Source organism: Shewanella sp. BF02_Schw (genome assembly GCF_014596695.2).
GTDB lineage: Bacteria > Pseudomonadota > Gammaproteobacteria > Enterobacterales > Shewanellaceae > Shewanella.
On the sequence record NZ_JABKAW020000001.1, the window covers coordinates 1,752,158 to 1,773,901 of the forward strand.

18 protein-coding genes and 3 tRNA genes are annotated in these 21,744 nt (G+C 40.2%); 12 read left to right on the forward strand and 9 right to left on the reverse strand.

Annotated features, from left to right (window positions below):
• Positions 1–4: 4 nt before the first annotated feature.
• Positions 5–1,474 (reverse strand): glucose-6-phosphate dehydrogenase, encoded by a 1,470-nt coding sequence (zwf, locus tag HNW13_RS07730; RefSeq protein ID WP_101088392.1) that lies wholly within the window; start codon positions 1,472–1,474, stop codon positions 5–7.
• Positions 1,475–1,821: 347 nt separating this feature from the next.
• On the opposite strand from zwf, the gene HNW13_RS07735 reads away from it, so the two are divergent.
• Both HNW13_RS07735 and pyk read left to right on the forward strand, forming a co-directional pair.
• Positions 1,822–2,676, forward strand: coding sequence for a MurR/RpiR family transcriptional regulator (locus tag HNW13_RS07735; protein ID WP_011637353.1), 855 nt, complete (start codon positions 1,822–1,824; stop codon positions 2,674–2,676).
• A gap of 425 nt (positions 2,677–3,101) precedes the next feature.
• The gene (gene pyk, locus HNW13_RS07740; RefSeq protein WP_101088393.1) at positions 3,102–4,541 is read left to right on the forward strand and encodes a pyruvate kinase; all 1,440 of its coding nucleotides are present in this window, start codon (positions 3,102–3,104) and stop codon (positions 4,539–4,541) included.
• Between the two features lie 426 nt (positions 4,542–4,967).
• Here pyk and HNW13_RS07745 read toward each other — a convergent pair whose 3' ends face one another.
• Together HNW13_RS07745 and HNW13_RS07750 are read right to left on the reverse strand one after the other, a co-directional pair.
• On the reverse strand, positions 4,968–7,244 hold the full coding sequence (locus HNW13_RS07745) for an acyl-CoA dehydrogenase (RefSeq protein ID WP_162023030.1): 2,277 nt from the start codon (positions 7,242–7,244) through the stop codon (positions 4,968–4,970).
• An 11-nt stretch (positions 7,245–7,255) separates the two neighbouring features.
• The gene (locus tag HNW13_RS07750; protein WP_101088395.1) at positions 7,256–7,897 is read right to left on the reverse strand and encodes a TetR/AcrR family transcriptional regulator; all 642 of its coding nucleotides are present in this window, start codon (positions 7,895–7,897) and stop codon (positions 7,256–7,258) included.
• 195 nt (positions 7,898–8,092) lie between these two features.
• Here HNW13_RS07750 and HNW13_RS07755 point away from each other — a divergent pair, with 195 nt between their 5' ends.
• On the forward strand, positions 8,093–9,934 hold the full coding sequence (locus HNW13_RS07755; protein WP_192114840.1) for a M2 family metallopeptidase: 1,842 nt from the start codon (positions 8,093–8,095) through the stop codon (positions 9,932–9,934).
• 212 nt (positions 9,935–10,146) lie between these two features.
• Here the strand turns inward: HNW13_RS07755 and smrA are convergent, their stop codons facing one another.
• Positions 10,147–10,749 carry a DNA endonuclease SmrA gene (gene smrA / locus HNW13_RS07760; protein WP_192114839.1) on the reverse strand — a complete coding sequence of 201 codons (603 nt, stop codon included), beginning with the start codon at positions 10,747–10,749 and terminating at the stop codon, positions 10,147–10,149.
• Between the two features lie 124 nt (positions 10,750–10,873).
• Here smrA and HNW13_RS07765 point away from each other — a divergent pair, with 124 nt between their 5' ends.
• The gene (locus tag HNW13_RS07765) at positions 10,874–11,476 is read left to right on the forward strand and encodes a nuclear transport factor 2 family protein (RefSeq protein WP_243756190.1); all 603 of its coding nucleotides are present in this window, start codon (positions 10,874–10,876) and stop codon (positions 11,474–11,476) included.
• Positions 11,466–11,957: a YchJ family metal-binding protein gene (locus tag HNW13_RS07770; protein WP_192114838.1), complete on the forward strand. Its 492-nt coding sequence runs from the start codon at positions 11,466–11,468 to the stop codon at positions 11,955–11,957. Before HNW13_RS07765 ends, HNW13_RS07770 begins: the two co-directional genes overlap by 11 nt.
• A 198-nt stretch (positions 11,958–12,155) precedes the next feature.
• Here the strand turns inward: HNW13_RS07770 and HNW13_RS07775 are convergent, their stop codons facing one another.
• The 3 genes from HNW13_RS07775 to HNW13_RS07785 all read right to left on the reverse strand — a co-directional run bounded on the left by HNW13_RS07775 (position 12,156) and on the right by HNW13_RS07785 (position 15,651).
• Entirely contained in the window at positions 12,156–14,396 is a 2,241-nt protein-coding gene (locus HNW13_RS07775) for an EAL domain-containing protein (protein ID WP_192114837.1), read from the reverse strand.
• Positions 14,397–14,734: 338 nt separating this feature from the next.
• The gene (locus HNW13_RS07780; protein WP_192114836.1) at positions 14,735–15,022 is read right to left on the reverse strand and encodes a DUF406 family protein; all 288 of its coding nucleotides are present in this window, start codon (positions 15,020–15,022) and stop codon (positions 14,735–14,737) included.
• 131 nt (positions 15,023–15,153) lie between these two features.
• Positions 15,154–15,651 (reverse strand): VC2046/SO_2500 family protein, encoded by a 498-nt coding sequence (locus tag HNW13_RS07785; protein ID WP_101088401.1) that lies wholly within the window; start codon positions 15,649–15,651, stop codon positions 15,154–15,156.
• Positions 15,652–15,776: 125 nt separating this feature from the next.
• On the opposite strand from HNW13_RS07785, the gene HNW13_RS07790 reads away from it, so the two are divergent.
• The 4 genes from HNW13_RS07790 to HNW13_RS07805 all read left to right on the forward strand — a co-directional run bounded on the left by HNW13_RS07790 (position 15,777) and on the right by HNW13_RS07805 (position 17,547).
• Positions 15,777–15,861 (forward strand) — tRNA-Tyr (locus HNW13_RS07790).
• Between the two features lie 89 nt (positions 15,862–15,950).
• A tRNA-Tyr gene (locus tag HNW13_RS07795) sits at positions 15,951–16,035 on the forward strand.
• A 30-nt stretch (positions 16,036–16,065) separates the two neighbouring features.
• A tRNA-Tyr gene (locus HNW13_RS07800) sits at positions 16,066–16,150 on the forward strand.
• 335 nt (positions 16,151–16,485) lie between these two features.
• Positions 16,486–17,547 (forward strand): PLP-dependent cysteine synthase family protein, encoded by a 1,062-nt coding sequence (locus tag HNW13_RS07805; RefSeq protein ID WP_192114835.1) that lies wholly within the window; start codon positions 16,486–16,488, stop codon positions 17,545–17,547.
• A 90-nt stretch (positions 17,548–17,637) separates the two neighbouring features.
• On the opposite strand, the gene queE is transcribed toward HNW13_RS07805, so the two are convergent.
• Positions 17,638–18,306 (reverse strand): 7-carboxy-7-deazaguanine synthase QueE, encoded by a 669-nt coding sequence (gene queE / locus HNW13_RS07810; RefSeq protein ID WP_101088403.1) that lies wholly within the window; start codon positions 18,304–18,306, stop codon positions 17,638–17,640.
• A 210-nt stretch (positions 18,307–18,516) separates the two neighbouring features.
• On the opposite strand from queE, the gene queC reads away from it, so the two are divergent.
• Positions 18,517–19,224: a 7-cyano-7-deazaguanine synthase QueC gene (queC, locus tag HNW13_RS07815; protein ID WP_162023023.1), complete on the forward strand. Its 708-nt coding sequence runs from the start codon at positions 18,517–18,519 to the stop codon at positions 19,222–19,224.
• A 184-nt stretch (positions 19,225–19,408) separates the two neighbouring features.
• Positions 19,409–20,038, forward strand: a complete 630-nt coding sequence (rrtA, locus tag HNW13_RS07820; RefSeq protein ID WP_101088405.1) for a rhombosortase — start codon at positions 19,409–19,411, stop codon at positions 20,036–20,038.
• A gap of 77 nt (positions 20,039–20,115) precedes the next feature.
• On the opposite strand, the gene HNW13_RS07825 is transcribed toward rrtA, so the two are convergent.
• A complete protein-coding gene (locus HNW13_RS07825) occupies positions 20,116–20,772 on the reverse strand; it encodes a hypothetical protein (RefSeq protein ID WP_192114834.1) in 657 nt (218 codons plus the stop codon).
• A gap of 255 nt (positions 20,773–21,027) precedes the next feature.
• On the opposite strand from HNW13_RS07825, the gene HNW13_RS07830 reads away from it, so the two are divergent.
• Positions 21,028–21,711 carry a hemolysin III family protein gene (locus tag HNW13_RS07830; protein WP_101088407.1) on the forward strand — a complete coding sequence of 228 codons (684 nt, stop codon included), beginning with the start codon at positions 21,028–21,030 and terminating at the stop codon, positions 21,709–21,711.
• Positions 21,712–21,744: the final 33 nt, after the last annotated feature.

Here is a 21,744-nt window from a genome sequence, read left to right on the forward strand (position 1 = left end):
CTCCCTACTCGTCCCAAGAACGACCATCTTTGGTTATCAATGCAACCGATGCCACAGGTCCCCATGTTCCACAAGGATAAGGCTTAGGCCTTTCGCCACTTTGTTCCCAAGACTGAATGATGCCATCGACCCATTTCCACGCTTGCTCAACTTCATCACGACGCACAAACAGCGCTTGATTACCAAGCATCGCTTCTAATAACAAACGTTCATATGCATCTGCAATACGTTCGTTTTTAAAAGTGTCACTGAAACTTAAATCAAGCTTGGTCGTTTGTAGACGTTGCTTTTGCTCAAGACCAGGAACTTTGTTCATCATCTGAATTTCAACCCCTTCATGAGGTTGTAAGCGGATGGTCAATTTGTTTGGTGGCAGATTACGTAAGCTTGCTCGGTACAAGTTATGCGGTGGGTTTTTAAAATACACCACAATTTCACTGCTCTTGAACGGCATACGCTTGCCACTACGTAAATAGAATGGCACACCAGCCCAACGCCAATTATCAATATCAACACGAAGTGCCACAAAGGTTTCGGTATTTGATTGTGTATTGGCATCTTCTTCTTCGAGATAACCAGGAACAGGCGAGCCTTTTAAGAAACCCGCACTGTATTGACCACGAACGGTATTTTCATACACATTGTCTTGGTTAATTGGACGCAGTGACTTGAGTACTTTTACTTTTTCATCACGAATACTGTCAGCGTCTAAATTGACTGGAGGATCCATCGCAACCAAAGTTAACACTTGTAGTAAATGGTTTTGGATCATGTCACGCATTTGGCCTGCGCCATCAAAGTAGCCCCAGCGCCCTTCAATACCCACTTCTTCAGCTACAGTAATCTGGACATGATCAATCGTGCGATTATCCCACTTAGAGGCAAACAATGAGTTAGCAAAACGCAAAGCAATCAAGTTTTGTACTGTTTCTTTACCTAAGTAATGGTCTATGCGGTAAACCTGGTTCTCATTAAAGAACTCGGCAACTTGGTCATTAATCACATGCGATGATTCTAAATCGGTACCAATTGGCTTTTCCAGCACAACACGGGTATCAGATTGAATAAGGTCTTGTGCATGTAAACAACGGCAGATGGCACCGAAAATCGAAGGAGGTGTCGCGAAGTAGTTCACCATGACGCGTTTACTTGGTTCAAGTAAATCGTGGAAGGCACTGTAGCCTTCAGGATCTGTAAAATTAGTACCGATATAATGACAACGACTGAGGAAGCGCGCTAACGTTGTTGGGCAAAGTTCGTCTTTAACAAATGTATTTAGTGCTTTAGTAACGAGGGCGATAAACTCTTCTTGAGTGAATGCGTCTTTTGCTACACCGATTACCTTGGTTTCTTTATCAAGTAATTCTGCTTTATCTAGCTGATATAGAGAAGGTAATAATTTACGCCTAGCTAAATCGCCTTTTGTACCGAAAAGTACGAAGTCGCAAGCCTTGGCTCCAATTGATTTGCCCATTGCTGAAAGCTCTCCTAATAATATGTGTGTGTCATGTTCGAATTCGGTCGATGAATAAAAGCACACTTTTGTTGTAATATAACAACAGAATTTAAATATTGCATCTTTAATTTGCATTTATTCTATTGTTGTTAATCTAGTCATGTGTATCTATTATCTGCTATGATTTTCTACCAATTACAAGGCTTGAGAACCATTCAACCGTGATCTATGTCTTGAAAAATAACTACAGATTACTGTCAAAGGTAAATAAATAACTTAAATCACGTAATTCCTGTAAGTTATGATATAAAATTACATTACCTACTTTTACCTACTTTTAGCTACTTTTTAGCGGATGCTTGCTTATGAATACCCTTGAAAAGGTTCAAAAAAGCCTTACCCAATTTAGTAAATCGGAACGTAAAGTTGCCGAAGTCATATTAGCCTCACCGCAAACAGCTATACATTCAAGTATTGCCACATTAGCCAAAATGGCTGATGTTAGTGAACCAACTGTTAACCGATTTTGTCGTCGATTAGACACAAAAGGGTTCCCTGATTTTAAGTTACATTTGGCTCAAAGTCTTGCTAACGGTACACCTTATGTTAGTCGACATGTTGAAGAAGATGATACGCCTGAGTCGTACACAACAAAAATCTTCGAATCTTCAATGGCATCGCTCGATACTGCCCGTCAAAGTTTAGATACATCAGCGATAAATAAAGCAGTCGATATTCTCACTCAAGCCAAGACTATTTCGTTTTTTGGCCTTGGTGCATCAGCGTCTGTAGCCCACGATGCGCAAAACAAGTTCTTTCGTTTTAATGTACCAGTAATATGCTTCGATGACGTGTTAATGCAGCGAATGAGCTGTATTAACTGTAATGAAGGCGACGTAGTCGTATTGATTTCGCATACTGGCCGGACTAAATCACTGATTGAAATAGCTCGTATTGCACGTGAAAACGGCGCTGCTGTGATTGGTATTACCGCCCGTAACTCACCATTGTCTTATGAGTGTACATTGCCTGTAACGATGGAAGTGCCCGAAGACACCGACATGTATTTACCGATGGCATCGCGCTTAGCGCAATTGGTTACTATAGATGTGTTGGCAACAGGCTTTACCTTACGCCGCGGCCCTCGTTTCCGTGATAATTTAAAACGTGTAAAAGAAGTGTTGAAAGAATCTCGTGTGAACAAGGATTTAACCATCTAAATTGATGGGCGGTTAAATAAACATATCTTATGGATTATTTAACTGCGTAAATTGTTTGTTTTAGGCTGCATAAAGATAGAGTCTATACTCTATAAAGTGATAATTTTGCATGAAGCTTTCAAGATAACTGGTAAATAATTACACAATTCAGTTATGTTTGATCGCGTAAAATCTCATCGACAGCTATCAAATATTGTTCTTAAGGCCAAACGGTTTAGTCTGTTTGGCCTTTTTTATTATAAAAATCGCTAATCTGTCACATAAATTACATATTAAAAACGATCATTTTGTTGGTAACTTTACTACATTTTCCCAGAATGTCTGTTAATATAGTTACATCATTTAAGTGCTAAGATTGTTTAAGTACTTTAAATAACCAAATTCAATTTAACAAAAAATCTTTCTTATCATTAACGGAGTATCTTATGTTCCGCAGAACTAAAATCGTTACTACACTTGGACCAGCAACTGACCGCGATGACAATTTGCGTAAAATTATCGCCGCAGGAGCTAACGTTGTTAGACTTAACTTCTCACATGGTTCACCAGAAGATCATTTAAAACGTGCTACAGATACACGTAGAATCGCTAAAGAATTGGGCAAGCATGTCGCTATTTTAGGTGACTTACAAGGTCCTAAAATACGTATTTCTACCTTCAAAGATAACCAAAAAATCAAACTTAACTTAGGTGATAGCTTTATTCTTGATGCTGACTTAGCAAAAGGCGAAGGCGATGATAAACAAGTTGGTATTGATTACAAGCAATTGCCTAATGATGTAGTCATTGGCGATATACTAATGCTTGATGATGGTCGAGTGCAGTTAAGAGTTGACCGTGTTGAAGGCCACAAAGTCTTCACAACGGTTACTGTAGCTGGCCCGTTATCTAATAACAAAGGCATTAATAAGAAAGGTGGCGGCTTAACCGCTCCGGCCCTAACTGAAAAAGACATGGCAGATATTAAAACTGCAGCCTTAATTGATGTTGATTTCTTAGCCGTATCATTCCCACGTACTGGTGCTGATCTTGATCTAGCACGTGCGTTAGCACTTGAAGCCGGCAGTAAAGCGCTAATTGTCGCTAAAGTTGAACGTGCTGAAGCCGTTGAAAGCGATGAAGCAATGGATGATGTTATCCGCGCATCAGATGTAGTCATGGTTGCTCGTGGTGATTTGGGTGTCGAAATTGGTGATGCTGCACTTGTTGCCGTACAAAAACGCCTAATTGAACGCTCGCGTCAACTCAACAAAGCTGTGATCACTGCGACCCAAATGATGGAGTCGATGATTACCAGCCCAATGCCAACACGTGCAGAAGTAATGGACGTGGCTAACGCAGTGTTAGACGGTACTGATGCGGTAATGCTTTCAGCAGAAACTGCCGCTGGTGACTTCCCTGAAGAAACCGTTATGGCAATGGCTAACGTTTGTTTAGGCGCTGAATTACACCCAAGTGTCAATGTGTCTAAGCACCGCATGGATCAACGCTTCTCTTCTGTTGAAGAAACGATTGCCCTTTCAACCATGTATGCGGCTAACCATTTACCTGGCGTTAAAGCGATTATTTCGTTAACAGAATCTGGCGCGACAGCTAAATTAATGTCACGTATTAGCTCTGGTTTACCTATTTTTGCATTATCTCGTCATCAAAAGACATTAGCCAGCATGGCAATGTACCGTGGTGTACAACCAATTGAGTTTGACTCAACTGCATACCCTGCCGATGAGCTAGCTAAAGAAGCATTAAATTGCATGGTGAACAGAGGTTATTTAGTCAGTGGTGATATGGTACTGATGACTAAAGGTGACGCGATGGAAACCATCGGTGGCACTAACACTTGCAAAGTGTTGATCGTTGCTTAATCAAGCCGAGCATAACGAGTAACATTCACTAACGTACATGCAGTGATATACACTCGTTAATAATAAAGCCAATCTTCGGATTGGCTTTTTTATCCGTTATTTTTGAGCTCTTGCGACATAGCGCAATAAAGTGACGTTAAACGTTGCAACCGCTTATTCGCTTATTCGCTTATTCGCTTATTCGCTTATTCGCTTATTCGCTTATTCGCTTGTTCGCTTGTTCGCTTATTCGCTTATTCGCTTATTCGCTTATTCGCTTATTCGCTTGTTCGCTTGTTCGCTTGTTCGCTTGTTCGCTTGTTCGCTTGTTCGCTTATTCGCTTGTTCGCTTAACAGCTTCCCCCCAGAACGTGATGGATAAAAAAAGCCCCGACAAAGTCAGGGCCAATTTGTTTCAAAGATCTATATCAAATTAATCAACTGAGATTATAGTTTCTCAAAGTCATTCACGTTGATAGCAGCTAAACGTAATACGTCCGCCTCAACAAGCTGTTTATGCTCAGCTTCAGTGATAATGTCTTTCTCTAACGCCACGTCAAATAACTCAAGCATAGGAAGCTTAGATTTTATATGGCCACTACGTTGTGCCTTCTTAAGTTTCTTATACAAATCTTTCGCTGCATATTTAGCTAAGAACGCATTTTCAACTTCAGCAATACCACTAGTGTCACCTTCAAACTCTCCACAAAGGAAAGTAATGCGATCACGAGCAGGTCCAGGCTTAAGCATACCTTTGACTAAATCAACTGCATATTTATCACTTGGTGCATTGAAGTGGTTACCTAATGGGAAAATCAATACTCGTAGTAATACCGCAGCAATTTTACTCGGGAAATTACGAATCGCGTCATTAAGCGCTTTAGCCGCTAAATGTAAACGCTCAGTCATAACATAATGTACTGCCGGTAAATCATCTTGCTGACGACCATTGTCTTCAAACAGTTTTAACGTTGCAGATGCAAGATATAACTGACTTAGCACATCCCCCATACGCGCAGAAAGCATTTCTTTACGCTTAAGGTCCCCGCCCATAATTAACATCGATAAATCAGTCATAATGGCCAGTGACGAAGAGATACGCGTCATGTCACGATAATACTGCTGCGTTGGGCCACTCACTGGTGCACTGGCAAAACGGCTGCCTGTTAATGCACTACCAAATGAACGTAATGCATTACCCATCGCATAACCAATGTGACCTAGCAACAAAGAATCAAAACGATCTAATGCAGAAGTTTCATCTTCCATTGCTGCGGCTTCCATTTCAGCCAAAACATATGGATGACAACGGGTTGCACCTTGACCAAAAATCATCAATGAACGAGTAAGAATGTTTGCACCTTCTACCGTAATTGAAATAGGTGTTGCCATATAAGCATGACCTAAATAGTTTTTAGGCCCTAATTGAATACCTTTACCTGATTGAATGTCCATCGCATCTTCTAACACATCACGGCCTAGCTCTGTCATGTGGTATTTTGCAATTGCAGTCACCACTGAAGGTTTAACTTTTAAGTCGATACCTTGTGTGGTTAAACGTCGTGCAGCTTCCAGCTGGTAAGTATTGGCGATGATACGCGCCATCGCTTCTTGTACGCCTTCAAAAAGACCAATAGGCATACCAAACTGCTGACGAACGTAACTGTAGGCTGTGGTCGTTTTGGTACAGACATGGCCTGATGCGGTTGCCAGAGCAGGTAATGAGATACCACGTCCTGCAGATAAGCATTCAACCAGCATACGCCAGCCTTTACCGGCAAACTGTGGTCCACCAATAATCCAATCTAATGGAATAAATACATCTTCACCACTTGTTGTACCGTTCATAAACGCCATCATTAATGGGTTATGACGACGACCAATCTCAACACCTTTATGGTCAGTTGGGATCAACGCACACGTAATGCCTATGTTTTTAACGTCACCGAGTAAACCGTCCGGATCGCGCATTTGGAACGCTAAACCGAGCACGGTAGCAACTGGTGCTAAGGTAATATAGCGTTTGTTCCACGTTAGGCTTAAACCTAATGTCTCTTCGCCTTCAAATTCGCGCAGGCAAACAACACCGATATCGGGTATCGCACCAGCATCACTGCCCGCTTCTGGGCCCGTGAGCGCAAAACAGGGAATGTCTTTACCAACAGCAAGTGAAGGTAACCAACGCTCCTTTTGCTCTTGAGTGCCATAATGGGTCAACAACTCTCCAGGGCCTAAAGAGTTAGGTACCATTACGGTCACGGCAGCACTGACACTACGCGTGGCTATTTTGGCTACAATCGTTGAGTTTGCATAAGCAGAAAACTCGCGTCCACCGTACTTTTTAGGAATGATTAACGCAAAGAAACCTTGTTCTTTAAAGTATTGCCATAACTCTGGCGGAAGATCTTTGCGATTATGGACGATATCAAAATCGTCGATCATGGTTAATGCGGTTTGAACTTGATTATCAATAAAGTCTTGTTCTTCAGCGCTTAACGTTGGTTTACCGTAGCTGTGTAAGGTATTCCAGTTTGGCTTTCCGCGGAATAACTCACCTTCCCACCAAACATCACCCGCTTCCATTGCTTCTTTCTCGGTACTCGACAAAGGAGGCAATACTTTTTTGAAAAACGAAAATACTGGACGCGTAATAAATTGCATCCTGATATTACGCACGCCAAAGAGGACAATGATCGCTATAACTAGCAATATGACGATACTCATTTTATACCTTCTTAGTTTGTTAACACAGGGACAGCAACGCCTGCTGCCATGTAGGGGATTACTTTACGGATAATGGCTTCAATATTGTTATGTTCACCATAATCTGCTGTGGCAATTTCATTTAATGCATCTGCAGAAGCCATAGTGAACACAATAGTCCCTAAAGTGAAGTGCAAACGCCAAAACATTTCTGCTGCAGGTATGTGAGGTGCACTGGCGGATACCGCTTGTACAAACGTCGCTAAATGCTCACCATAATGCGTGGTAATAAACCAGCGCAAATGACCTTGGCTTTCAATATAACCGCGACCTAACAGCTGCAAGAAAATAATCGTGCCACCGTTGCGTACTTTATTGAGTTCAAGTAACGGTTTAATTAAAGCAGAAAAAATCTCGTTTAGTGACGCATTCTCAGGCGCATGATGTATACGTTTAATCTCTACCGCGGCGCTTGGCATAAAGACATCTAAGTATCTTGCTAACACAGCTCGAATTAATTCTTTTTTTGAACCAAAATGGTAATTAACAGATGCCAAATTGACTTCAGCTTTGCTGGTGATCAGTCGTAACGACGTTTCAGAAAAACCTCTTTCAGCAAACAACTTTTCAGCTGCATCGAGTATTCTTGTTTTTGTATCAGTACGGCTTGCCATTCCCAGACCCAAGTTAATTTAAACACCCGTTTAAATTAATCATTGAGCGCACAGATGTCAATCGAAATTGTCAGCTTTCTTTATTAAGACAAATAACAAAAATCGTAACAACCACACCAGATTGTTAACTAATATGCAATACATGCTGTTTTTCGGTACACTGATGCCGATAATAAAAACAAGGATGCACACAACATGAACTTGCCTTTAAAACGACCGTCTCAAATTGCACTTATTGTTTCAATAGCATTAGGCTTAAGTGCCTGTAGCGACACGAATGCGACCACTCAGATACCTACTGAAAAGATAGATACCGCTGCGGCTATCGATTTTGTCAATAGAGCTGAAGCCGATTTAGCCAATTTATCAATTGAAGCTAATCGGGCTGAATGGATTTATTCCAATTTTATCACTGATGACACCGCGGCGTTGTCTGCCGCTATGGGTGGAAAAGTCACCTCAACATCTGTGCGCTATGCAACTGAAGCGGCGAAATATGCCAATGTAGAGCTTGATGCTGTTAATGCCAGAAAACTTAACAGCTTACGCAGTAGCCTTGTTTTACCAGCCCCTCTAGACCCAGCTAAAAACGCAGAACTTGCCAGCATCGCATCTGAACTTAACGGTTTATATGGTAAAGGCAAATACTGCTTTGCCGACGGTCGCTGCCTCACTCAACCAGAGCTTTCCAATATAATGGCAGAGTCGAAAGACCCTGCAGTGCTTTTAGAAGCTTGGAAAGGTTGGCGTGAAATAGCCAAACCAATGCGTCCACTATTTGAACGTGAAGTCGAATTAGCTAATCAAGGTGCACAAGATTTAGGTTACGCCGACTTATCTGAATTATGGCGAAGTCAGTATGACATGGAGCCAGAAGCATTCTCTACCGAATTAGATCGTCTATGGGCACAAATTAAGCCTCTATATGATTCATTACATTGTTATGTTCGTGGTGAACTAAATGAGCAATACGGTGACGACGTTGCACCTAAAACAGGCCCTATCCCTGCACATTTATTGGGCAATATGTGGGCTCAGCAATGGGGCACGATTTATAATAGTGTCGCACCTAAAGATGCAGACCCAGGTTACAACGTTACCGAATTGTTAGCCCAGAATGGCTACGATGAAACAAAAATGGTCAAACAAGCTGAAGGCTTTTTCACTTCACTTGGCTTTGGTGCATTACCAGAAACATTCTGGACTCGCTCAATGTTTGTTCAACCTCAAGACCGTGATGTGGTGTGTCATGCATCTGCATGGGATTTAGATGACCAAGATGATCTTCGGATCAAGATGTGCATTCAGAAAAATGCTGAAGACTTTAGCGTTATTCATCACGAATTAGGCCATAACTTTTATCAACGTGCTTATAAAAATCAGCCATTTATCTTTAAAAACTCTGCCAACGATGGTTTCCATGAAGCCATTGGTGACACGATTGCCTTATCGATTACGCCTAAATATTTGCAAAAAATTGGCTTGCTCGAAACCGTACCCGATGCGTCAAAAGACATCGGCTTATTGTTAAAGCAAGCATTAGATAAAATTGCCTTTATGCCTTTCGGTTTGATGATCGACCAATGGCGCTGGCAAGTATTTAACGGCACCATTAAACCGGAGCAATATAACCAAGCCTGGTGGGACTTACGTGAAAAGTACCAAGGTGTTAAAGCGCCAATTGAACGTACTGAAGCCGACTTCGACCCTGGTGCTAAATACCATGTTCCTGGTAATGTTCCCTATACGCGTTATTTCTTAGCGCATGTTTTGCAGTTCCAATTCCACAAAGCACTGTGTGATATTGCAGGTGATACCGGCCCAGTTCATCGCTGTAGCATTTATGGAAATAAAGAAGCGGGGGCTAAGTTGAATGAAATGCTCGAAATGGGCGCCAGCAAACCTTGGCCGGAAGCACTGAGTGTAGTGACGGGTTCCGATAAAATGGATGCCAAGGCAGTATTAGATTACTTTGCACCTTTGCAAGTGTGGTTAGATGAGCAAAATACCCAAGCTAATCGTCAGTGTGGCTGGTAACGCTAGTGATGACCAATTGTACTAATGATCTGTACTAAAGGGTTATAGCAATTAGTTGAATTAATAAATAATAGGGCTGAATCAGTAGCTGACTCAAATAAATGGTCACTCAGAAACTCGCATTTTATCATCTAATTAATTCACTCTTAAACAGGACTCCAATATAAATTGGCGTCCTTTTTATTTATACCGATAATTAATCAGCTTAAAACCTACCTAAAACCGTGACCTTTTCTATTCAGCTCACTATTTTCAATCTTTTTTTGCTGTGATTTTTTTAGCATCACAAATACAGCGCCAACGCCACCACTCTGTTTAGTAGCCGAATGGTATGCAATTACGGGGTCAATAAAGCGTAACCAATGACAGACTGCGGATTTAAGCAATCCTGGATAAGGTTTACTTTTATACCCCTTTCCATGGATAACCAGTATGTTACGTTCGCCGCGCTCATAAGCACTTAACACACAATTAAGTAAGCTTTCACGAGCCTGTAAAAGCCGATATTCATGTAAGTCTAATACGGTTTGAAAACGGTATTTTCCAAGACTAAGTTGTTTAAATACTTGGTCTTGGATGCCATCCATTTTATAACTAACCACATCGTCTGGCTTAAGGGGTGCAAATAAATAAGCCTCAGTGGGTAATAACTGTAACAACTCATGTTGCTCAGCTGCCGCTCGCTTTGCCAGTTGCGCATCTGTTAAACTTAATGGATTAAGCCATATTTGGGTGGTTTGTGGTTGATGTTCATATTTAAGAGGGGTCACATCGGCCATTTCTTGTAAAAATAATTCGTCATCACTTAACGACATATGTCACCTCCTACATACTTTGTAAAGATTCTATCCTTTAGCAAAGTTGCTCAATAATTTATAGTTGTGCTAAAGGTATCGCTTGCCATTATTGATTTACATTAGATAAAAAGAGAATAATTCCTTGATAAGAATATTGACCATTTTGAATACGCCATGGCTATCTTCACTGCTTCTTGCAGTGAGCCTGTGCGTTAGCAGTTCGAATGTTTATGCCACTGAATCGATCCCTCATCAGGTTTTGAATGCCAATTTTACAAAATTGACTAACGCTTTTGAACAACTCGATTTAGCCGCTATGGAAAACATATATACTGACGATGCAGTTTATATTTCTGAAACACAAGACAGAGGAATTATTAGCGGTAAAGAAAATATCCTCAATCTGTATAGCCGATTTTTTAATAAAATTAAGCGTAAGAACGCTAAACTTGAAGTCGATTTTCGTGTACTTGTACGTTATAGCGAGCCAAATAGCGCAACTGACATCGGTTATTATTTAGTCCGTTTTCATCCAGGAAAAGAATCTGGCGAACCGGTCAGTGAGTTTGCCGGTAAATTTGTGACTGTGTTTACCAAAGACAGTAAACAACAGTTGAAAATTAGTGTCGACTCTAACACTCACGCCGCGCCACATTTTTACTATGACGCTAAACCAGTACCGAATCTTTATTACGGCCGACAATTTATCGCTGCCACGTCAAAAGAATTACCTAATGAACAATAGTGATTTATCCGCGATAAAGCAGGCATCTTGTCCGTGTGGCAGTAGTTTGCCCTACTACCAGTGCTGTGAAGCCTATCATGCCGGTCTTGTTGTAGCAGAGATACCAGAGCGTTTAATGCGCTCTCGCTATAGTGCTTTTGTATTACGTCAGTTTAGCTACTTGATTGCCACGCATCATCCAGACTATTTACACGGTTTGACTGAACAACAGCTTGCCCTAGGTAAAACTCAGTGGTTAGGTTTACAGGTATTATCATCGAATCAACAGGCTGACTGTGGTGAAGTGACATTTAAAGCGTGGTTTATTGAAAATAAGCATATTGATGCGGTTTATGAATGTTCGTCATTTATCAAAAAAGATGGCTTATGGTTTTACACCGATGGACAGCAAATGCAAACTCGTTTACCCGGCAGAAATGATGCTTGTATCTGTTACAGCGGAAAAAAGTTTAAACAATGTTGTGCTAAGCGCATGAGTTAACATCAATAGATAATGCTTAGCCCTTATTATTGATAATAAATACTGGTGCAGAGTGACGATGTAGATACTGAGCAATCGTAAAAACCATTATTTAAATGGGCACTAATTAACAATAGAGACGAAATAGCAATCGATGCGAGTTGCACAATCTTAATCGTCATCAGTAAAGTCCGATTCGCATAACAAGGAATACGCTGACTAAACCAATGAATTGCTCATTAATACTAACTTCTGCGGTTTAGACTCATGGGCATTAATAAACAAAGCAAAATCATTAACACGGATTGCAGGGCTATACAAAAATCCTTGTGCATGATGACAAGCACTTAATGTTAAAAACTCCTCTTGCTCTTTAGTTTCAACCCCTTCAGCAGTTAACGAAATATTCAATGCTTTTGCCATCGCGATAATCGCACTGACAATCTCACGACTTTCGTGGCTAGAAGATATATCCATGATAAACGAGCGATCAATTTTTAATTTAGATATCGGAAATTGCTTTAAGTACTTCATTGAACTGTAACCCGTCCCAAAGTCATCAATCGCTAAACCGACGCCTAACTCTGCCAACTCATGGCATAGATTGATAGCATAGCGAATGTCACCCATGAGTTCAGTTTCAGTGATTTCAAGAATTAACGTTTTAGGCTTGATACGATAACGGGTGATTAAGCGCCAAACTTGTTCGTACAAGTTTCCACTAAAAAATTGCCTCGCAGCAACATTCACATGCATCGTAATATTGACGTTTTTATGCTGCCATAAATTCAGTTGCTTACAGGCCGTTTCTAATACCCATTCGCCAATTTGGTTAATCAACCCGGTTTGTTCTGCGATTTCGATAAACGCACCTGGATATAACACGCCTTTTTTAGGGTGATTCCAACGGATTAATGCTTCAGCGCCAATATACTGATTATGTTGTAAATCCATTAAGGGTTGATAATACAACTCAAATTCTCGGCCACGAATAGCACTATGTAAATCACGCTCTATTTCAGCGTTGGTGGTAAACGTTTCAAGTAGTGCTTCATTAAAAAACTGGTAATGTGCACCATTTTTCTTTTTTGCATGTTGCAAGGTAATATCGGCACAAGATAACGGGGCAAACATCCCAACAACAGACTTAATATCAACCACTGCAAGCGCCGGTTTGGGCTCAACTTTCTCACGCGAGATAACCGATGGCGCAGCTAGGTTCATATATAGCCGGCTGATCATTTGTTCAATATCGGTTCCAGAGTGCACGGGTGGCAATAACACAGCAAATTCATCGCTACCTATTCTGGCAACATCAATAGCATTAACAGATACAGCAAAGTGTTTTAAGCGCCGTGCGATTTCGATTAAAAGGCTATCGCCTTGAACATGACCATGGGTATCGTTAAAGCGCTTGAAGCCTAATAAATCAATCAGAATCAGTATCCCAGCAGTGGCACGATCTAATTGAGGAGTAAAATGACTACGATTGTGCAAGCCTGTTAAAGAACAATGCCATGCTAAACGCTCTAATTCCGCTTTGTGTAAATATTCTGCCGAATTATCATAACTAGACACTAACGCATAATGCTTACCCTGCTCCGTTACAAACGGGGTAATATGGTAATTTAACCAATATTCACTGCCATCAATCCGCGCGAGCTTAAGGTTACCTTTAACAATCTCACTATTACGTAATTTACTGATTACATGGTCAAGTAATTGTGGGGTATTTCTAAAAATATCGAGACTCGATGCACTATGGTGCTCAACAGTTTCCCGTGGCAACCCTGTCATTTTCTCATGGGCACTATTAACATACTCGATGATTAGACTATCGGTATTCACCAGCATCACGACATGTTCGGATTGCTCGGTTGCATTGCGCAATAAGTAAATTTGTTCATTGCTATCATAGGTATAACGAGTCGCTAGCGTCAAAGCTAATTGGTCAGCACATTGAATAGCAAACTGAATATCAGATTTTATCCAATTGACCTTTTCACAGCTTTCAACCGATAACACACCTTCAATATGTCCATTAATTCGGATGGCAATATCGATACTGGTGACAATATTATGATGTTGGTAGTAATCTGAAAATGTTTCAACGAGATTTATGTGCGAGTTATCAGAGGATAAAATATAACGGTGAGATCGTAATTCATTAAAATATTGAGGATCTATTGTGATGTGTCTCAGGTGAGATAAATGACTCAATGTTTCATCAATCTTACTGGCTACTAGAGTATGCTGACAAGTAAAATTGTCTTCATCATCAGCAGTAAAATCATCATTCGCAGATTGACTTACGAGAGTCCACACGGATACAAATGACGCAGCGAAATACTCACGCAGCAGTTGACACACTAACTCTGCAGTTTTTGTGAAATCACCTTGTTGTTTAGCACTGGAATTTACAATTAATTCCAATAAGTGCTGTTGCTCTTTTCGATTCATTTACATCCCGAAAAATGGCTTCATAACCCTAAATTTTTACATTATTAATCAGTACACTTGTTATTATTAGTTCTTAAAATCAGAATTTGAGTGATAATGTTACAATAATACATAGGGAGTGAAGTTCGCGTTAAAGCTATGAATAACGTTACATTATCATGCGCTACTATACTTTTTGTTAAGTAAAGCAGATTACACGCGATACTCAAAAACAGCAATCCTTTACTAATATATTGTTACGCTTTATTTGGATTGTTGACACGCTAAACCCACTCCCACAAAATGTGTTTAACATCAATTATATGACAGTGTATATTTCTAATACAAACGACTGAAATCTACAGTTGATTTTCAAGTTGAAAAATCATTTTCTCTACGCTGAACGCAAAATCAAGCTTTAAAGAAATAGTGCTATCTTCATCAATAATGTCCGCTTTAGTTTCAGGAAAACGCTCTTGAGCCACTTGCAGCATAGATTGAGCTTGCAATAAGGCATCGTCTCCTACAAAGCTAAGCAGTAATAACGTATCTTCTGCTTCCACAACAGCGCCAATATCTACATAACTGCCGCATTCAGTACAACTGTCACTGACATTTCCTTGCTGCTGTTTAATTTGCTTAATCATTATGTCACCCCATCTGTTTGAACCACGTCAAATGGCAAATATAACTGAGTTTTGGCAAGCTTTTATTTGCCATGCTCACAATTATCAAAATTAAATCATAGTCTCAGGATTTTAGCCTGAAATCTCAGCAGTTAAGCCAGTTGTAAAGATAACGTATTAGATATTTTACGTTGCGTGCTGAGTTGTTCTAAAAAATGCATATCTTCTAATGGGGTGTGTTGTTGGTAAGCATTAATCGCTTTATGCTTAGTTAAGTAATCACAGTTACTTAATACTTCAACCATCGCATCAGATTGAGCGCCTCTTATCACTAGCGCTTCAGGTGTCAATGCTTGTTGTAGTTGAAACTGCCGTGCGCCTTGCTGCTGAAATAACATCGCGTTATCAATAGTGTCTGGGTGAATAGAAATATCATCTACTAATAACTGGGGTTGAGGTACAGAAAATTGTTGTCGCAGTTTTTGTGTGCTTTCTACATCATTATCTAACTGAAATTGAGCCATATCGCGAGCATCAACTGACAACATAGCCAATAGCAAACCAAATTCACCACGACGATTGTTTTCAATCGCAACGTTTAATCGGCTCCCTATTTGTAACTCATTGACTAATGTTGACTCAATTTGCATATAAAAACATCACTACCACTGCTCGATGCTATTTTATCGACCAAACAGTCATAAACTTTAGTAAAATATTCAATTATCCACTTTACATATAAAAGGTTTCTGACTACTATGGCGACCGCAATTGAGGAGGGGTTCCCGAGTGGCCAAAGGGATCAGACTGTAAATCTGACGGCTCAGCCTTCGAAGGTTCGAATCCTTCTCCCTCCACCATTTGCGTTGCTTCAAAGTTCAAATCTAAAAGTGTTAAAGATGTAAAGAGTTAGAATGTAAAAAGAGAGTAAGAAAAAAAGAAAATATGTGGAGGGGTTCCCGAGTGGCCAAAGGGATCAGACTGTAAATCTGACGGCTCAGCCTTCGAAGGTTCGAATCCTTCTCCCTCCACCATCTTTCTTTTATTCCTATTTATCTTGCTGTGGAGGGGTACCCGAGTGGCCAAAGGGATCAGACTGTAAATCTGACGGCTCAGCCTTCGAAGGTTCGAATCCTTCTCCCTCCACCATTTTACATTTTGCGATTGTTATTTTGCGATTGTTAATTGTATTTTAATCCAGATAACAATAAAAACACCATCAGTTCAAGTGCTAGAATCATTCCTCCTGTCATTTTTTGTCTCGTTAATACTTTCTGTTTTACCCTATCTCAGTGTTACAATTTATTGATATTCCTTACCTATTTATTTTCTGTATTACCTCGTGCTGTCATCTGTTGATTCTCCGGTACTGTCTTTCGTCTGCTATTTTTAATTAAATATGTTTGCTTATGTCGATAAACACTACTCTTAACTTTATATTTTAGTTATTATTTATTCCTTTTTGGAATAACGAGTATCATTGCATGTCATCTACTTGGGTCAATCAGGCCATCGCAAAAATAGAAGCCGATTTTCAACGGTCTGCAGACACCCATCTAATAAAATTAGATCTTCCACAACTTGTTGGAATAGACATTTATTTAAAAGATGAAAGTACTCATCCAACAGGTAGCTTGAAACATCGCTTAGCTCGATCACTGTTTCTATATGCGTTATGTAATGGCTGGATAAAAAAAGACACGCCCATTATTGAATCTTCATCTGGCAGTACCGCTGTTTCTGAAGCCTATTTTGCAAGATTACTCGGATTACCGTTTTTCGCTGTCATGCCAAAAACGACCGCAAAAAAGAAGATTCAACAAATAGAGTTTTACGGTGCACGATGTCACTTTGTCGATAATGGCAGTCAAATGTATGCTGAATCAGAAAAATTAGCCGCTGAGTTGCAAGGCCATTATATGGACCAATTCACTTATGCTGAACGCGCCACCGATTGGCGGGGTAATAACAATATTGCTGATTCAATCTTTAACCAAATGGAAAAAGAGCCTCATCCTATTCCAAGTTGGATTGTCATGAGCCCAGGTACCGGTGGCACTAGCGCAACTATTGGTCGCTATATTCGTTATCAACAACAACAGACGCAACTGTGCGTAGTCGATCCGGAAAACTCGGTATTCTACGATTACTTTCACAGTGGTGATGCGAGCATTATTAGCGATAAGAGCAGTAAAATAGAAGGAATTGGCCGGCCACGTGTTGAACCGTCATTTATTGCTGGTGTTGTTGACTGCATGATTAAGATCCCTGATGCCGCCTCTATCGCAACGATTCAGTGGTTAGAACAACTCATAGGGCGTAAAACGGGTGCATCTACTGGCACCAACTTATATGGGGCGTTGTTGCTGGCAACACAAATGCGTAATGAAGGTCAAACAGGCTCTATTGTGACCTTAATTTGTGATGCGGGTGAGCGCTATCTCGATACCTATTACAACCCGCAATGGATAGAAGACAATATAGGCTGTTTCGAACACTACCGAGAAAAACTCATCGCGTTTAATCAATCTGGTTTACTTGGTTAACCTGTTGAAATTAAAAAGCCGTTGAATATAGATTCAACGGCTTTTTCGTTTCACCACTGGATATAATCTTAATTTTCACTAAGAAACACTTTAGTCTATATTCAAATACTTATGGGTTTGAATCGATAAACGCCAGTTACGGCTAATACACACCTTCATGGCAAGTTCTGTTGCGCGCGCCTTTTGGCTAATAGGTTGTAAGCAAATGGTTTTATCAGTGACATCAATATTCAGCAATAATTCATCTAACTCTTCAATATGGTGTTCAGTGGCGATCGGATGCTTAATTTCATTAGCACGATTTAATGCTTGTTCGAGTACCTTATAGCCACCTTTCATATTGATTTTAGGTGATACAGTCACCCAAACATCTGTATGACATTTCACCTCAAAAGTACCACTGGTTTCTATTTGTACCTGATAACCAGCCTCAATAAAAATCGTGGTTAATTCTGTTAAATCGTACAAACACGGCTCACCACCGGTTAGCACAATGTGCTTAGCAGTAAAGCCTTTATCTTGGAATGCTTGCACTAATGTGTGACCAGTATGATCAGCCCATCTGCCGATAGTGCCATCAACTTGAATCACTTGCTCGGCAGTCACTTTATTTTCGGGTAACACATCCCACGTTTGCTTAGTATCACACCATGCACAACCTACAGGACAACCCTGCAAGCGAACGAACAGTGCAGGAACACCAGTATATGTGCCCTCACCTTGTATTGTTTCAAATACTTCGTTAACGGGATATTTCATTGTTTACCTTACTTCTGCTGACAAGTATTGGCTACCTGGCTTATAACGGGGCGGCATTTATAGAGTATTTTAGCGTTAGCTGCAAGTATTTACACCTACAGCTTTGCAGTTGGGCCTGGCTTAGGTAACATATCAATTCTATTTACCTGAACCACTAGGCGTTGATCACACCGATCTTGCGAGTCAGTTCAGTACGTTAAGAGTATATCCATGTCAGATGCAAAGCAAAATACCCCAACTAAAGCCCTTGTTGTTTTCAGTGGCGGTCAAGATTCAACTACTTGCCTTATCCAGGCTTTATCTCAATATGATGAAGTGCATGGGATCACATTTGATTATGGTCAACGCCATCGTCAAGAAATCGAAGTGGCAAAATCTTTAGCAACAGAGTTGAAACTAGCTAGCCATAAAGTCATGGACACCACCTTATTAAACGAGTTAGCCATTTCAGCATTAACACGTGATGCTATACCGGTATCACATGAGTTGATGAATAATGGCTTGCCGAATACTTTTGTGCCTGGACGTAATATTTTATTTTTAACCTTAGCAGGCATCTACGCTTATCAATTGGGTTGCGATGCTATTATTACCGGCGTGTGTGAGACCGACTTTTCTGGCTATCCAGATTGTCGTAATGAATTTGTTCAATCAATGCAAAACTCATTAGCGCTAGGAATGGATAAACCCCTCAAGATAATTACTCCATTAATGTGGCTTAATAAAGCTGAAACCTGGGCGCTGGCTGATAAATATCAGCAATTAGCTTTAGTGCAACATCAAACGTTAACTTGCTATAACGGCATTATTGGTAAAGGTTGTGGTGATTGCCCCGCTTGTGTATTACGTCAACGTGGCCTAGATGATTACTTGCAAAATAGTCAATCAGTGATGGACTCATTAAACAGTAAGCTATAATAGTATCGATAACATGCTGTCACTAACTGCAACGGATTAATGCAACTCGGCGGCAGCGCTATTTTGATGACGACACCAACATACACACAGGTTAACGCCATGCGTTAATTTTGCGCTACAGTTAAGTTTAGTGTCTTTAGATAAATTAAATTGGCTTGTTTTGACGGTGCGAAAAGAGGATATTTTGCTAAATCATAAATCAAACACTGTTGGGCTTTATCACTTTGTCGTTGCCATAAGTCTTATTTGTATTGGGCTTTTTGCGGCAGATATACCAACGCCTGCATTTTTGCCCATTGATCAGTATTTAAGTTATCAATATGACGCCATTACTGATGGACAAATATGGCGATTAATCACCGGTAACCTGTTACATACTAATTTATGGCATTTACTGATGAATTTGGCAGGATTATGGGTAATTGTGTTTTTACATGAAGTCCATTACAAGCGTCATCCAGGCAAATTTACATTGCTGTTTATCAGTTTGTGTATTTTGGAAGGTATTGGTTTATATTTGTTTTATCCTAGTTTAAAAGCCTATGTTGGGTTAAGTGGTTTGTTGCATGGATTATTTGCTTTTGGTGCAGTAATGGATATCCACAAGGGTTACCGTTCAGGTTATTTACTGCTGCTTGGTGTTATCATTAAGGTTGGATACGAGCAGATATTTGGCGCGACAAACAGTATCACCCAGTTAATTAATGCCAGAGTTGCCACTGAATCACATCTGGTGGGTCTCATTTGTGGCATCTTGTGTGCGTTATGCTGGTCAACGATTGCCCACCGCTTTAAATACCACAATTTACCTTAACGCTACACGCAAACGGTGTTTATTTTAACGCTGATTGCACATACTGATTGTACATACTGGACAAACAGTATGTGGAATTAATTTATTATAGGCTCTGCTGACTCAGACTCAATCTCTGGCCCATCCATTTCCTTAGACATCCCTGATTCAGGAACTTTTTCTGATTCAGATTCAATATCTTGGATTGCTGTATTTGATTGAGCTCGTTCAACTAACTTATCGTATTCAGCTTGAGTAATAAGATAACTTTTTAACGGAGGTAATGGTTTTGTTGTCTGTTCATCAGTCACCGTGACTTCTGTCATACCACTAATATCAACTCGACCAAATATCAACGCGATAGTGATAACGAACACATGTATTAAAATCACGACCAATGTGGTGTAACGACTGTTACTCACTGAAGCCACAAAACGTTGCCAAGCATTGCCACTAATGATTGGTTGATTGGGCTGCAATAAAAATTCACTATTATCTGATACGGATCCCATCGCGCCAGTTAACTGCAACTGAATTTCATCAGCGACTTGTTGTTGATGATGTTGTAATTGTTTTTCATCTACCACTTCATCTTCTGTCTCAACAAAAGGTGTCACGCCTTTATCAAATTCAATACTCGCACTGTCAATACTCGCACTATCAACTTGCTGTGATAGTTTGTTATCCCAACGTGGATCAGCGCTATTGGTTATCGCAGATTGAAGCGAACTGGACTGTGGTTTTTTTTCAGACATAAAGACTAATTCACCAAGAATGATGGGCTAAGTATAACGTCAACAACGTCATTGAGTAGCACCTTATTTGTGCTGTTAATGTTTGAATTGGATTAATAAACGTTTACCCAATCAAACGTTAAAATAAAATTATCAGTAACCCAAATATGGACAATATTTTCAGCTTACACGTGTTCACCTGAATATAGCTATTTGGTTTTGAGGCTGATAGACTAACCTTGCTCAAAATCCAATCAGCGTGATTTACAGGATATTATGAATTCATTATCAAACACTTTGGCATCTCAGCAAACAGTTGCGGTATCGAGCGGATCAGATTACTGCCAAGCAGAAGAAAAAGCTAATGCCCTTTCACATGCATTAGGTGTTATTGCTGGCATCATCGGCTTAATGTTAATGCTGATAAAAGCCCCCGATCATTTAACCTTAGTGCAAATTACTGGTGTGGCAATTTATGGCATTAGCATAATCGCATTGTTTCTTGCCTCTACATTATATCACTCAAGTAAAAGTGCACTGTGGCGTAAACGCTATAAAATGGCAGATCACTGTGCTATTTACACGTTAATTGCCGGCACCTACACGCCAATGATGCTAATCAGTTTACAAAGCACACAAGCCACGGTGGTACTTACTGCTATTTGGTCTTTAGCTTTGGGCGGGGTTATCTTTAAAACATTGTTTATCGGTCGCTTTAAAGCATTTAGCGTAGTGCTTTATTTAGTAATGGGTTGGTTATGCGTCACTGTAATGGGCGATTTAAAAACTCACATGAGCGATTTAGGCTTAAGCTTACTGCTTGCTGGCGGTTTATTTTATAGTCTAGGGGTGATTTTTTATGTTGGAAAACGCATTCCGTTTAATCATGCCATTTGGCATTTTTTTGTACTTGGTGGCGCATTCAGCCATTTTTTATGTATTTATCTCACCGTTTTATAACTGTTAAACGTAAAATCATATCTCATAAAATTA

What these genes read in the sequence shown, in the direction of transcription:
- zwf (WP_101088392.1), bottom strand. Translation starts at nt 1,474, where the DNA reads ATGGGCAAATCAATTGGAGCCAAGGCTTGCGACTTCGTACTTTTCGGT.
- HNW13_RS07745 (WP_162023030.1), bottom strand. Translation starts at nt 7,244, where the DNA reads ATGAGTATCGTCATATTGCTAGTTATAGCGATCATTGTCCTCTTTGGC.
- HNW13_RS07785 (WP_101088401.1), bottom strand. Translation starts at nt 15,651, where the DNA reads ATGCAAATTGAGTCAACATTAGTCAATGAGTTACAAATAGGGAGCCGA.
- HNW13_RS07830 (WP_101088407.1), top strand. Translation starts at nt 21,028, where the DNA reads ATGAATTCATTATCAAACACTTTGGCATCTCAGCAAACAGTTGCGGTA.
- pyk (WP_101088393.1), top strand. Translation starts at nt 3,102, where the DNA reads ATGTTCCGCAGAACTAAAATCGTTACTACACTTGGACCAGCAACTGAC.
- queC (WP_162023023.1), top strand. Translation starts at nt 18,517, where the DNA reads ATGTCAGATGCAAAGCAAAATACCCCAACTAAAGCCCTTGTTGTTTTC.
- queE (WP_101088403.1), bottom strand. Translation starts at nt 18,306, where the DNA reads ATGAAATATCCCGTTAACGAAGTATTTGAAACAATACAAGGTGAGGGC.
- HNW13_RS07775 (WP_192114837.1), bottom strand. Translation starts at nt 14,396, where the DNA reads ATGAATCGAAAAGAGCAACAGCACTTATTGGAATTAATTGTAAATTCC.
- HNW13_RS07805 (WP_192114835.1), top strand. Translation starts at nt 16,486, where the DNA reads ATGTCATCTACTTGGGTCAATCAGGCCATCGCAAAAATAGAAGCCGAT.
- HNW13_RS07750 (WP_101088395.1), bottom strand. Translation starts at nt 7,897, where the DNA reads ATGGCAAGCCGTACTGATACAAAAACAAGAATACTCGATGCAGCTGAA.
- smrA (WP_192114839.1), bottom strand. Translation starts at nt 10,749, where the DNA reads ATGTCGTTAAGTGATGACGAATTATTTTTACAAGAAATGGCCGATGTG.
- HNW13_RS07735 (WP_011637353.1), top strand. Translation starts at nt 1,822, where the DNA reads ATGAATACCCTTGAAAAGGTTCAAAAAAGCCTTACCCAATTTAGTAAA.
- HNW13_RS07755 (WP_192114840.1), top strand. Translation starts at nt 8,093, where the DNA reads ATGAACTTGCCTTTAAAACGACCGTCTCAAATTGCACTTATTGTTTCA.
- HNW13_RS07770 (WP_192114838.1), top strand. Translation starts at nt 11,466, where the DNA reads ATGAACAATAGTGATTTATCCGCGATAAAGCAGGCATCTTGTCCGTGT.
- HNW13_RS07825 (WP_192114834.1), bottom strand. Translation starts at nt 20,772, where the DNA reads ATGTCTGAAAAAAAACCACAGTCCAGTTCGCTTCAATCTGCGATAACC.
- HNW13_RS07780 (WP_192114836.1), bottom strand. Translation starts at nt 15,022, where the DNA reads ATGATTAAGCAAATTAAACAGCAGCAAGGAAATGTCAGTGACAGTTGT.